11 protein-coding genes are annotated in these 11,830 nt (G+C 60.7%); 4 read left to right on the top strand and 7 right to left on the bottom strand.

All coding sequences use genetic code 11. From position 1 onward, the window contains the following. Positions 1 to 25: 25 nt before the first annotated feature. The 4 genes from IPF85_RS17300 to IPF85_RS17315 all read right to left on the bottom strand — a co-directional run bounded on the left by IPF85_RS17300 (position 26) and on the right by IPF85_RS17315 (position 4,721). The gene (locus IPF85_RS17300; RefSeq protein ID WP_343409312.1) at positions 26 to 1,369 is read right to left on the bottom strand and encodes a trypsin-like peptidase domain-containing protein; all 1,344 of its coding nucleotides are present in this window, start codon (positions 1,367 to 1,369) and stop codon (positions 26 to 28) included. 79 nt (positions 1,370 to 1,448) lie between these two features. Continuing rightward, on the bottom strand, positions 1,449 to 2,159 hold the full coding sequence (locus tag IPF85_RS17305; RefSeq protein WP_343409313.1) for a zinc metallopeptidase: 711 nt from the start codon (positions 2,157 to 2,159) through the stop codon (positions 1,449 to 1,451). 136 nt (positions 2,160 to 2,295) lie between these two features. After that, complete coding sequence (gene dnaK / locus IPF85_RS17310; RefSeq protein WP_343409314.1) at positions 2,296 to 4,209, bottom strand: molecular chaperone DnaK; 1,914 nt, start codon at positions 4,207 to 4,209, stop codon at positions 2,296 to 2,298. 215 nt (positions 4,210 to 4,424) lie between these two features. Next, positions 4,425 to 4,721 carry a YkgJ family cysteine cluster protein gene (locus IPF85_RS17315; RefSeq protein ID WP_343409337.1) on the bottom strand — a complete coding sequence of 99 codons (297 nt, stop codon included), beginning with the start codon at positions 4,719 to 4,721 and terminating at the stop codon, positions 4,425 to 4,427. 393 nt (positions 4,722 to 5,114) lie between these two features. Here IPF85_RS17315 and IPF85_RS17320 point away from each other — a divergent pair, with 393 nt between their 5' ends. Next, positions 5,115 to 7,133, top strand: a complete 2,019-nt coding sequence (locus tag IPF85_RS17320) for a hypothetical protein (RefSeq protein WP_343409315.1) — start codon at positions 5,115 to 5,117, stop codon at positions 7,131 to 7,133. Next, on the top strand, positions 7,134 to 7,982 hold the full coding sequence (locus IPF85_RS17325; protein ID WP_343409316.1) for a NotI family restriction endonuclease: 849 nt from the start codon (positions 7,134 to 7,136) through the stop codon (positions 7,980 to 7,982). It begins immediately after the preceding gene. A 94-nt stretch (positions 7,983 to 8,076) separates the two neighbouring features. On the opposite strand, the gene IPF85_RS17330 is transcribed toward IPF85_RS17325, so the two are convergent. After that, on the bottom strand, positions 8,077 to 8,850 hold the full coding sequence (locus IPF85_RS17330; protein ID WP_343409317.1) for an SDR family NAD(P)-dependent oxidoreductase: 774 nt from the start codon (positions 8,848 to 8,850) through the stop codon (positions 8,077 to 8,079). A 298-nt stretch (positions 8,851 to 9,148) separates the two neighbouring features. On the opposite strand from IPF85_RS17330, the gene lspA reads away from it, so the two are divergent. Then, positions 9,149 to 9,694, top strand: coding sequence for a signal peptidase II (gene lspA, locus IPF85_RS17335; RefSeq protein WP_343409318.1), 546 nt, complete (start codon positions 9,149 to 9,151; stop codon positions 9,692 to 9,694). After that, positions 9,691 to 10,233 (top strand): hypothetical protein, encoded by a 543-nt coding sequence (locus IPF85_RS17340; protein ID WP_343409319.1) that lies wholly within the window; start codon positions 9,691 to 9,693, stop codon positions 10,231 to 10,233. Before lspA ends, IPF85_RS17340 begins: the two co-directional genes overlap by 4 nt. A gap of 56 nt (positions 10,234 to 10,289) precedes the next feature. Here IPF85_RS17340 and IPF85_RS17345 read toward each other — a convergent pair whose 3' ends face one another. Beyond that, the gene (locus tag IPF85_RS17345) at positions 10,290 to 11,189 is read right to left on the bottom strand and encodes a UbiA family prenyltransferase (RefSeq protein ID WP_343409320.1); all 900 of its coding nucleotides are present in this window, start codon (positions 11,187 to 11,189) and stop codon (positions 10,290 to 10,292) included. Positions 11,190 to 11,261: 72 nt separating this feature from the next. Next, positions 11,262 to 11,825, bottom strand: coding sequence for a M64 family metallopeptidase (locus tag IPF85_RS17350; RefSeq protein WP_343409321.1), 564 nt, complete (start codon positions 11,823 to 11,825; stop codon positions 11,262 to 11,264). Positions 11,826 to 11,830 lie beyond the last annotated feature (5 nt).

Raw genomic sequence — 11,830 nt, forward strand, 5'->3', positions numbered from 1 at the left:
ACCGCAAAAATTGAATTTGCCAACCCTACTGGCTGCGTTGGGGTCGGCGGCCCAGTTCTACCGCGATCTTCTGTTCCTGCCCATCACGCAGCACCGTCAGCGTCACCGTGTCACCAGGGCCTTTGTAGGTCTCCAGGTAGATCAGGAGATCGTCGAAACGCGCCACCGGCTGATCATCAATGGCCGTGATGAGATCGCCGCCGGCCATCTCCGGGCAGGTCAGCTTGTCAACCGCCTGCGAGCCGCCGCGCAGGCCGGCCTTGTCGCTCGGCCCGCCGTTGGCGACTTCATTGACATACGCGCCGCGCACTGCAGGATCAATCCCCAGCACGTCGGCGCAGAAGGGGCTGAAGGTGCTGCCGCTGATGCCCAGGTAGGCATGGCGATAGACGCCTTCGTTGATCAGCGCGGGCACCACGCGCTCGACAATGCTAATCGGAATGGAAAAACCAACGCCCGAATTGGCGCGCACGCCATTCGAAGTCTCGATCTGCGCGTTGACGCCAATCACTGCGCCATCCATGTTGAGCAGAGGGCCACCGGAGTTGCCAGGGTTGATCGGCGCGTCGGTCTGGATCACGCTGGGAATGTTGAACTGCGTCAGCGAGGAGATGGAACGGCCAATGGCGCTCACCACCCCCACCGTCAGCGTGCCGTTATAGCCAAACGGATTGCCAATCGCGGCCACGCGCTGTCCCACCTGCACAGCGTCCATGCTGCCACGCGCCACCGGCACCAGGGCTGCCGTGGCGGGATCAACCTTCACAACCGCCAGGTCTGAATCAGGGTCGGCGCCGATCACCTCGGCCGTGGCCGACGTGCCATCTGAGAAAGTGATGCGCACCCCCTCCTCGCCTTCAATCACGTGCGCATTGGTGACGATATGGCCTTCCGCGTCCCAGACGAAGCCTGATCCTTGACTGACCGGTACCAATTCATCGGGGTTCTCCGGCGTTGGAATGCCCATCCCCGGCGCCACCTGTTCGCCGGCCCGGCCCAAAACCGTGATGTTGACCACGGAAGGATTAACCCGTTCGTACAGGTTGGTCAGAAGTGCCGTTTCGATGTCTGCACCAGCCGGCGCCTGCACGGCTGTAGGCAGGACGGGCGCGGTTGGCGGGTTGGCCGGCGCCGACGGTTGCTTGGCCGGGGTCGCGGTGGCACGCGGTTGGGAGCGTGCCGGCGTCGCGGTGGCCGGCGCGACCTGGCGCGTGATCGCCGCGGTTGGCTGCAGGCCTTGTAGAAAGTCCGCCCGGTCCAGGCTTGGACGAACGGCAAACCAGGCGCCGACGGCACAGATGCAGAGCAAAAGCAATGCACCGGCCAGAACAATGATAGCAACGATCAGATTGCGTCTCGAATTCGACATGCAGATACCTCGTTTCTAAAGCAAAGATTCTGCGCAGAGTGTAACGCAGAATCACATCGGAAACAGAGCCGCGCCGCGATCAGTCGCGCCGGCGGCCGAACAAAATGTAGGCATAGTAGAGCAACGTCATAATCGCCTGCACGGCCGCTGCCACGTAGGTGAGAGCGGCGGCGTTCAACATGCGATTGACCCCATCCATCTCGCCGCGATCCAGGATATTCTCGGAGACCAGGACTTGCTTGGCGCGGCGGCTGGCATCCAGCTCGACCGGCAGGGTCACGACAGCAAAGAGGGCCACCGCTGCGAACAGGATCAAGCCAGCGAGCGCAATATAGTAGCCCAGCGAGCCTTCGACCTGGCCGCCCAGGAAGAAGCCAACCATGAAGATGATCGGACCGAGCCAGGAACCCAGTTGCACCGTCGGCACCATCTGTGTGCGAATTTGCAACGGCCAGTAGCCTTTGGCGTGCTGCAAGGCATGCCCGCTTTCGTGCGCGGCCACGCCAACGGCCGCAATCGAACTGTTGCGGTAGACATCGGGCGACAGGCGCAGGGTGCGGCTGCGCGGGTCATAATGATCGGTCAGCATGCCCTGCGTCTCCTCCACGGTCACGTCGAAGAGACCAAAGCTGCGCAAGATCGAGCTGGCCGCTTGCGCGCCGGTCAGGCCGCCATTGGTGCGCACCTGCGAATACTTACTGAACGCGCCTTTCACCATGGCCTGCGCAACAAGGCCCAGGATCAGCGCCGGTAATGTAAACAGGAAATAGAGTGGATTCCAAAACCACATTTTCGACTCCTTCAAGCCCCTCTGTGCTGCAAAACATGGGTCAACAAGCGCGCGTATTATATCACAGACTTGCCGGTTTCGGAAGTCGGAAAAGAATTCGGAAGCCTGCAAAGCAGACCTCCGAATTCTCAGAAGGTTAGACCGGCCTGAACTCGCCTTCGACTACATCTTCGTCGCTGCGCCGGTCGCCCTGGTCATAGCCGTCGGCGCCGGTTGGGCCGTGACCGTTCGTGGGACCGCCGCCAGCCTGGCTGTACATCTGCTGTGAAAGCGCATAGCTGGCCTGCTGTAGCTGCTCGCTGGCCTGGCGAATGGCGGCCGTATCCTCGCCCTCCTTCAGCTTACGCAGCGCGGTCACTTGCTCCTCGATGCGCCTCCGATCGGCAGAAGGCACCTTGTCGCCCAGATCGCGCAGCGCCTTTTCCACCGTGTAGATCAGGGCATCGGCATTGTTGCGCGCCTCGATCAGTTCCTTGCGTCGCTTGTCGGTGGTTGCATTGCGTTCCGCCTCACGCACCATGCGCTCCACATCATCCTTCTTCAGATTTGTAGAGGCCGTGATGCGGATGGATTGCTCGCTGCCCGTAGCTTTGTCCTTAGCCGCCACATGCAGGATGCCGTTCGCATCAATGTCGAAGGTCACCTCCACCTGCGGCAGACCACGCGGCGCAGGCGGCAGCCCTTCCAGGTTGAACATCCCCAGGCTGATATTGTCGCTTGCCAGGGGGCGTTCGCCCTGCAGCACGTGAATCGTCACGGCCGTTTGCCCATCCTCCGCGGTGCTGAAGACCTGACTCTTCTTGACCGGAATCGTCGTGTTGCGCTCGATGACCGGCGTCATGACGCTGCCCAGTGTCTCGACGCCCAGGCTCAGCGGCGTCACGTCGAGCAGCAGCACATCCTTCACTTCGCCGCCCAGCACGCCGCCCTGCAACGCCGCGCCGATGGCAACCACCTCGTCCGGGTTGACCCCCTTGTGCGGCTCCTTGCCATTCGTCAACCTGCGCACCAGATCCTGGATCATCGGCATACGCGTCGCGCCGCCCACCAACACCACTTCCTTCAAGCCCTCAGCTTGCAGGCGTGCATCCTCCAGCGCCTGCTTGAACGGCTTGACGCAGCGCTCCACCAGGTCGGCCGTCAACTGTTCGAAGCGGGCGCGCGTCAGGCGAACCTGCAGATGCTTTGGCCCGGCCGAGTCTGCGGTGATGAACGGCAGATTGATGTCTGTCTCCATCACGCTCGACAGTTCGATCTTGGCCTTCTCGCTCGCTTCCTTGAGACGTTGCAGCGCCTGGCGGTCCTGGCGCAGGTCAATCCCATTCTCCTTGCGAAACTCATCGGCCACATGAGCGATGATGCGCTGATCCCAATCATCGCCGCCCAAGTGGGTGTCCCCATTGGTGGACTTGACCTCGATCACGCCTTCGCCCACTTCCAGCACCGACACATCGAAGGTGCCGCCGCCCAGGTCGAAGACCAGGATCGTCTCATTGGTCTTCTTGTCCAGGCCATAGGCCAGCGCCGCGGCCGTCGGTTCATTGATGATGCGCTTGACATCGAGACCGGCAATCTTGCCGGCGTCCTTCGTGGCCTGGCGCTGTGCGTCGTTGAAATAGGCCGGCACCGTAATCACCGCCTCGGTCACCGGCTCGCCCAGGTAGGCCTCCGCGTCTGTCTTGAGCTTCTGCAGAATCATGGCCGAGATTTCCTGCGGCGTATGCGTCTTGCCGTTGATGGGCAGACGCACCCGCGCATCGCCGGCCGGGCCTTCGATGACAGGATAGGGCGCCATTTTCTGCTCGCTCTGCGTCTCCGCCACGCGGCGCCCCATAAAACGTTTGATCGAGAAAATAGTGTTTTCCGGATTCACCACCGCCTGGCGTTTGGCCGTCTGCCCAACCAGGCGCTCCCCGGTCTTAGTGAACGCCACCACCGACGGAGTGGTGCGGCCGCCCTCCGCGTTCGGGATCACCGTCACATCGCCGCCTTCTACCACGGCAATACAAGAATTCGTCGTTCCCAGGTCAATGCCTACAATTTTTCCCATCGCTTCCCTCCATTGATACCATGTCTATGTGAACTCAGCAACCAGCCTTTGCCTGCACCTGATTTCCGTGCTTGCATGACAAAAAGGGCACGTTGTCCGGGGGCGTGTCCAGACTACGTGCTCTATTCTAGTCGTCTTGTGTTAGATTTGCGCTAGCGCAGTGTTAGGAAAGTGTTAGAGGCGTTGACAAAGCGCGAGGCGTCGCCCAGGCCAATTCAGGCCGGATCGCCGTCAAGCCTGAAAAGGGTCAGGGCGTCGGTCGGTGCTGTCACCTGCTCCAGCCAGGTCAACCAGGTCAGGGCCTCGTCGGCAGAGTCGCGGCACATCTCTGGCATGGGACGCAGCCGTGTGCAGACCAATGGCCGCGTGGGCAGGCCAAACAACAGGCAGCGGTTATCGGCCGTCAACTGCACGCAGCGCACCCCGGCCGGCTTGCCGCTGGGCATACCAGGAATCGGGGATGAAATCGAAAGGGCGATGCAACAGGCCCCGCAACCCACGCGACAATCCATCGGTTCAGGCTTCTTCCAGGATATTGCGGTCGTCAAGAAATTCGACAGGCTCTCCGTCGGCGCCATTTTCCCAGGGCGAAAAAACCAGAACTCACCAATCGTGAAACTTGCCGGCGCCCACACTCGCATCATTTGCGTGATGAATCCACCTCGGCCATCAGGGACTTCAACTTCGGCACGCGGCTCATCGAATTCTGGCTCATAGGTAACTTCCCATCCCCACATGCGGCCCTGATACGATTTGCCGCCGTGATGAAGCTGCCAGCCAACGCCCTCACATCATCGAGATCGGGAACTGACACAGGAACAATGACAGAAGAACACAGACAAGGAAACAGGCATGGCAGGCCCCGATTTCGCCTCACCCGCCGGTCATGTGCTACAATTGGGGCCATGACCACGCCATTCACGCGCCAACTGACTTTCGATGAACTGGTCCATGCGCCCGATCAGGGTCTCATGGTGAATGCCCCATTTCCTGCGGAGTTCGCCAACGCGCTGGCCGAAGTCGAGGCGTTCCACAAGCACCTCTTTCGCCCCAACACCTATTTGCACAAATGGTGGGCGCGGCGCTGCGGCTCCACCTTTCGCACCATCCTCAAGCAGTTCGTCAGCGACCCTCAACGCCGAGACTACTATGCGCCAGGCGGTCTGGCAGGCAAGATCGTGCTCGACCCCATGATGGGCGGGGGAACCACGCTGCATGAGGCGCTGCGATTGGGCGCCAGTGTGATCGGCGCCGATGTTGATCCCATTCCCATTGTCCAGGCGCGCGCGTCGTTGACGCAGGCGCCGCTCAACGAACTACGCGCGGCCTTCCATGCTTTCTTTCACGATCTACACCGGTTGACCGGCTCCTATTATCAAACCGAATGTCCAGAGTGCGCACAGACGGTGGATTCGCAGTTTACCCTGTACGGTCTACGCAAGCAATGTGCTTGTGGTGACGTGGTTCAGGTTGATCAATTCGACCTGCGCCATGAGGCTGGGCGCGTGATTCGCATCTGGCCCGAAACATGGGCTGTTAGTGACGACACTGCATCGCCGGCCGGCGCAGCCAGCCCGGTGCGCCTCGTCACCAAGGACGATGCTGCTTGCACCACCTGCGGCCAGAAATACGCCGAACGGTTCGATCTGCCCTTCTACGCACGTTACGCGCCTATCGCCATTGCCGGCCAATGCCCTGAGCACGGATTCTTCTTTCGGTCGCCCGCTGAAGCCGATTTGACCAGGCTGCGGTCGGCAGACGCGTTACGCTGCCAGCTCGATTTCAGCCCGTTGTGCGCTTTCGACATTGCTCCTGGTCCAAAATCTAGTGATTTGTTGACACGCCAGGTGCGTTCCTACCTCGACCTCTTCTCGTCGCGCCAACTCCTCTACCTGTATCATGCCGTCCGACTGGTGCAGGGCTATCGAGATGTCGTCAGACTCAATCTGGCCCTGTTGATCTCGACCTCGCTTGAGTTCAACGCCATGCTGTGCGGTTACAAAGGTTGGTTCAAGAACCGGCCGGGCGCAATTCGCCATGTGTTTGGTCTGCATGCCTATGTGTTTCAATACACGGCGGCCGAGAACAATCCGGTCAATGGACGGCGAGCATCGGGAAATCTGCAGGCCCTCTTTCGTGACCGCATCGAGCGCGGGCGACAATGGGCGCTGGCGCCTGTCGAACGCAAATGGGACGCCAATCGTCAATGGCAGCAGGTCAAAATCGTGGGCGAAGTAGATGGCGGCATCGAAGTAACAGACGAGTCATCCCTGCAGAACAGCGAGCAAGCATTCTGGCTGATCCACGGCGACTCACGCCGCCTGCCCCTAAAAGATCACGGGGTGGACCTGATTGTCACCGACCCTCCCTATTACGACAGTGTTCAGTACAGCGACCTGGCGGCCTTTTTTCGCGTCTGGCTGGCGCGGCTGCTGCCAACCGAAGCCAATTGGACTTACGACACAGCCCACAGCGCAGTGGCATCAACGGCAGCCAATGGGGACACCAGTTTCATGGCAATTCTGGGCGGCATTCTGCGTGAATGCGCTCGCGTCCTCAAACCAGGGACCGGTCGGCTGGTCTTCACGTTTCATCACTGGGACCCCAACGCCTGGGCGGAGCTGACCCTGGCTCTACGTCAGGCTGGATTTTGCCTCGTCAACGCACACGTGGTGTTTTCCGAAAATCCTATCTCCGCACACATCGCCAATCTCAACGCGCTCAAACACGATACCATTCTCACCTTTACGCTGCGCACCGATTCCACACCGGCACACTGGCCCCCCCTGACTCAGATAGATACCCTCGACAGCGAGACGTTCTGTCGCGGCTGCAGCGCGGCCATCGGTTGGCTGCTGGAGCAGGACTGGTCACCCGAACAGATTCGGGCAACGTGGAGACAGCTCATTCCAAAGAGGAAATAGATGCCAAGCAACAATCATCCAGCCGAGATATTCGGATATCCGATTGACAATGTCTCGCATGAGGCGCAGCAAGACCGGCAGCGTTATTGGTGCCCGTTCATGAGCCGGGTTTGCAGCAAGACAAGCCGCCTGCTCGATTTCCCATTTGGGGTCTGTTCGGTGCAGCGTCATAACGGTATTCGGACGACGTGTCCACACCGATTCGAGGAACCCGGTGTTTCAGGCGGAGCACCGCGAGTTATCGAGGACATCGCACGTCACTACTTTGGAGATCTCAACAACGTGATTTCGTTTACCGAAGTTGGACTGCCAAACATCGGTGTGATTGATTATGTGCTTGTTCGTCACAAGCCGATGAAAGCCGAAGTGGACGATTTCGTCCTTGTCGAATTTCAGACAGACTCCACAACGAGCACCGGCGCCATTGTGCAAGCGATTCGAGATTTCATGACGGGACAAGATATCACTGACCGATCGTACGCCTTCGGGATGAACACTTACGACACAATCAAACGCGCAGTCACTCAACTTCTGAACAAAGGCATCGTGTACGAGGCTTGGGGTGTCACCTGCTATTGGGTGATTCAAGAGTACATCTACGCCGACTTGGTGCATCGGTATGGGTTGCGAGCCGACGGTTATGTATCCACTCACGCCTCACGGTTTGCGCTGTATGGCTTGGTTCCCCATGAAGGCCGCCTCACGCTGAAATCCACCCGTTTCGTCTCGACTACGGTGGACGAATTGTTCCATGCGATGCGCCATAATCCTGGCTTGCCTGACAAACAGACCTTCGTCAACAGCCTGAATGTCCGATTGCACGATCGCTTGAAGCTCAATTTCAGCTAATCGTGAGGCTCAGACACCCGTTACGGGCTGTTCGACGTAACGGTCGTTTGCTCAATTTGGGCGTGCAGCAGCCGGCGGCTGGCAAACCCAATCATCACGGTACGCGCACCGCCATCGTTACCGTAGCCTGCGCCGTCGGCATGATGATGATCTCGTTGATGTTGACGTGCGCGGGGCGGGTGGCGCAGTAGACGACGGCGTCCGCCACATCGTCCGGGGTCAAGGGGGTCAGCCCCTGGTAGACTTTGGCCGCACGAGTCTCGTCGCCGTGGAAGCGCACCTGGCTGAATTCTGTCTCCACCATGCCGGGGTCCACCGTACTTACCTGCACACCCGTGCCCAGCAGGTCTATGCGCATGCCCTGCGTCAGCGCGTTCACCGCGTGTTTGGTCGCACTGTAGACATTCCCGCTCGGATAAACCTGGTGCCCGGCGATGGAACCGATGTTGATGACATGTCCAGAGCGGCGCGCCACCATGCCCGGAATGACGGCCCGGCTGACGTAGAGCAGGCCCTTGATGTTGGTGTCAATCATCTCTTCCCAATCGGCCAGTTTGCCCTCGTGCAGCTTATCCAGCCCGCGGCTGAGGCCCGCGTTGTTGACGAGGATGTCTACGACAGCCCAGGCCGCGGGCAAACCGCCGATGGCGGCCTCGACAGCCGGCTGGTCGCGCACATCCAGTTGGATCGTATGCACTTCGACCCCATCCTGGGCGTAGATGGCCGCGGCCAACTTCTGCAGCCGGTCGAGCCGCCGCGCAGCCAGCAGCAGCCGCGCCTCAAGGCCGGCGAACGCGTGCGCGCACGCCGCGCCAATGCCGCTGCTGGCGCCGGTGATGAGAACCGTCTTGCCGTTCAGTGAACGCATGATGAGACTCCTGAGTCAAGGATGATAAAACGTCTTGCGGCAGACATTATAGGCGAGAGCGGGCGAGAGCAAAAAAGTGTGCTATGCGCCGGTCGCGGTTCAGTCCAAACGGCAGGTTGTGGTACAATAGCCGCGGAGCGGGGAACGCGCTCAAGAAAAGCCGCGGGCCTGTCCGCAAGGGATGCAGGGGATGCAGGGATGCAGGGATGCAGGTGCGGGCCCGCGGGGGGGCGGGGGGGGGGGGGGGGGGGGGGGGGGGGGGGCGGGGGGGGGGGGGTCAGGCTCCAGGAAGGTGATTGTGTCGAAACCAAATGTGCGTCAGTTAGTCATGATTATTCTCGGCGTATTGCCGCTGCTGGCCCTCGATCAGTTCAGCAAACGCCTGGCGATCACCCAACTAAAGGGAACGCCCGGCGTGGCCTTCATTCCGGGCTATTGGGATTTTCAGTACGTCGAAAACCGGGAATCGGCCTTCAATCTGACCGGCTGGATTCCGGAAACGATTCGCACGCCGCTCATCGTGGCTGTCAGCCTGACGACGCTGGCCGTCATCGCCTGGTATGTCCTGGCTGCGCCACGGCGACCGCTGATGCTGGCCGCGTTCACCGCCATTGCCACCGGCGCCGTGGGTAACAACCTGCTGGATCGGCTCATGTACGGCTTCGTGGTAGATTTCATTCACTGGCACATTGGCGACACGTTCGACTGGCCGGTCTTCAATGTGGCCGACAGCCTGGTGGTCGTGGGAGTTGGACTGCTGCTGCTCGACACCTGGCTGACACGCGACGATGTGCCGGCGGAGTCCAGCCCGGTGAATCAGCCCCAGGAGTTAGGGGCGCCATGACCAACCGCCGCTGGCTGCGTGCGTTCACGCTCCTGGCTCTGTTGATCGTCCTGATCCTCTTCATCATCTTCCAGGGAATCGAGACCCAATTGAAAGCCGCCGGGGCTGCCGGCGGCGTCATCGAGCTGGAACTGGCTTTTTCAGCGGAGCGCGCCGCGACCCTCATTCAGGCCTGGCCGGCCGGCGGCAGTGACCTGGCTCGCCGGGCGCTGTGGCTCGATTTCCTCTTCATCGTGGGCTATGCCGGCGGCCTGACCGCGCTGCTCGTGCAGTTGGCGGCCAGCCCGCGCTTGACCTCGTGGGCGCCCGCCCTGCGCCGCCTGACGCCGCTGCCGCTGATCGCCGGCGCGCTCGATATCCTCGAAAACATCTGCCTGCTCGCCGTAGTGGCGACCATGCCATCGGCTGGCCCGCTGTCTCTCCTGGCCGGCGTGTTCGCCAGCGTCAAGTTTGCATTGGTTGGGATAGCGCTGCTCGCCGTGCTGCTGGCCGGGGCATGGTCGCTGCGCCGGGAATCCCGAACCGGTGCGAGAGGTTGACCAGCCAGGGCAGCGCCGTCACGCCGGAGACGTGACCTACGGGCCGCGGGCTGGTTCTACATTAAAGGGGCGCCCACCATGCCGCCGAACCACCAGGCCAGCAGCGTGACCACACCGATGATCAGGGCCGGTTCCTGGAAAGGCCCGGTGGTATCGCCCTGAAATCGGCGCGAGTCGGATTGGCGCAATTGGCGGATCAGGACAAAGGGCGCCAGCACAAAAGCCACGACCATCACCCGCACCGGCACGATGCCCAACGCCACACAGGCCACCAGCAGGGCCAGGGCCAGCACAATCATGCCGTAGACCAAAATATGGGCAAATCGTTCGCCGGCCAGCCCCACGGTGTTGACAAAGCCCGCCTGGCGATCACATTCGAGATCGCGCAGTTGGTTGAAAAGCTGGCCGTACAACGAGACGGCGACGACAAACCCACACGGCAGCAGCCAGCGCCAGCCGCTCACATCGAAGGTGAAATAAGCGCACAGGAATTGCAGCGCGGCCAGGAGAAGCACGTGCGAAGCCAGGTCCGCGCCCGGAATGGCCTTCAGGCGCACCGCGCGCCAGGAATACAACAGGCCGAGCAAGAGACACAGAACGCCCAGCACGAAAGGACGCCAGCCGGCCACGGCATAGAATGCCGCCGACCCCATAGCCACCAGAAAACAGGCAATATAGGCGGTCCGCGGCGCCACATGACCGGCCGAGATGGGGTTACGATGTACTTTCTTGGCGTCGCGTGCGTCATCATCCGCATCTTCGACATCGTTGATCATGAAGGCAAACGCCACAGCCAACAGGTTACCCAGCAGCGTGGCTACAAGAGGAATCGAGAACTGAAAAGCGCCGGCGACATTGAATCCAAAAAAAGTCGTCACCAGAACGAAGGCAAGAAACTCATCGACGCGCGTCAGGCGCCAGGCCAGGGTGGCCCGGCGGGTAAAAGAAGAGACCATAAATTTTTCCTTTCTTTGGCAAGATTGAACTAAGCAGCGGGAGTCAAGCAGCGGGAGTTAAACGATGAAGCTTTACAGGGTCAGATGTCCGGACACCAGCGACACGTCAACGATATCAATGTCGCCATCGCCCGTGCCGCCGTTGTCTACGTCGAAGTTGGGGTCATAGCTGCCATTCTGCACAAAATCGTTCCAGGCGCGAGCCACGCGGGTGATATCCAACACATCGGTTGCCCCATCGCAGTCGGTGTCCGACCAGGCGTCGCTGAAGGGCGCCAGGTAGCCGCCGATAATGGCGCGGCAGACCGGGCAGAAGACGCCGCTGGCCGGCTCGCTGCGGATGCGCAGCATCAGACAGTCGTTGGTCGCCCGGTACCACTCGTTGTAGGTGCAGCCAGGAATACAACTGGTGCCGGGCATCCCATTCCAACGGGGGCAACTGGCATTGTCGTCACAATTTGCACGCAGGGGATTGCCTCCATTGTTGGGGCCAAAACTGTACTCATCGCCGAGCAGGGCGAAACTGTGGCTGAACTCATGAATGGCGACTTGCGGTCCGTACTGCGGGAAGCGATGGTAGGCGACGGCAAAGTTCACGCTGCCCGAACCGCCGTACTCGTTATTGTTGACCAACACGATAA

The sequence above is a fragment of the Candidatus Amarolinea dominans genome (assembly GCF_016704685.1).
Taxonomy (GTDB): Bacteria; Chloroflexota; Anaerolineae; order SSC4; family Amarolineaceae; genus Amarolinea; species Amarolinea dominans.

Excerpts from the sequence above, each read along its gene's own strand:
- IPF85_RS17300 (WP_343409312.1), bottom strand. The coding sequence starts at position 1,369 with ATGTCGAATTCGAGACGCAATCTGATCGTTGCTATCATTGTTCTGGCC.
- IPF85_RS17305 (WP_343409313.1), bottom strand. The coding sequence starts at position 2,159 with ATGTGGTTTTGGAATCCACTCTATTTCCTGTTTACATTACCGGCGCTG.
- dnaK (WP_343409314.1), bottom strand. The coding sequence starts at position 4,209 with ATGGGAAAAATTGTAGGCATTGACCTGGGAACGACGAATTCTTGTATT.
- IPF85_RS17315 (WP_343409337.1), bottom strand. The coding sequence starts at position 4,721 with ATGGATTGTCGCGTGGGTTGCGGGGCCTGTTGCATCGCCCTTTCGATT.
- IPF85_RS17320 (WP_343409315.1), top strand. The coding sequence starts at position 5,115 with ATGACCACGCCATTCACGCGCCAACTGACTTTCGATGAACTGGTCCAT.
- IPF85_RS17325 (WP_343409316.1), top strand. The coding sequence starts at position 7,134 with ATGCCAAGCAACAATCATCCAGCCGAGATATTCGGATATCCGATTGAC.
- IPF85_RS17330 (WP_343409317.1), bottom strand. The coding sequence starts at position 8,850 with ATGCGTTCACTGAACGGCAAGACGGTTCTCATCACCGGCGCCAGCAGC.
- IPF85_RS17340 (WP_343409319.1), top strand. The coding sequence starts at position 9,691 with ATGACCAACCGCCGCTGGCTGCGTGCGTTCACGCTCCTGGCTCTGTTG.
- IPF85_RS17345 (WP_343409320.1), bottom strand. The coding sequence starts at position 11,189 with ATGGTCTCTTCTTTTACCCGCCGGGCCACCCTGGCCTGGCGCCTGACG.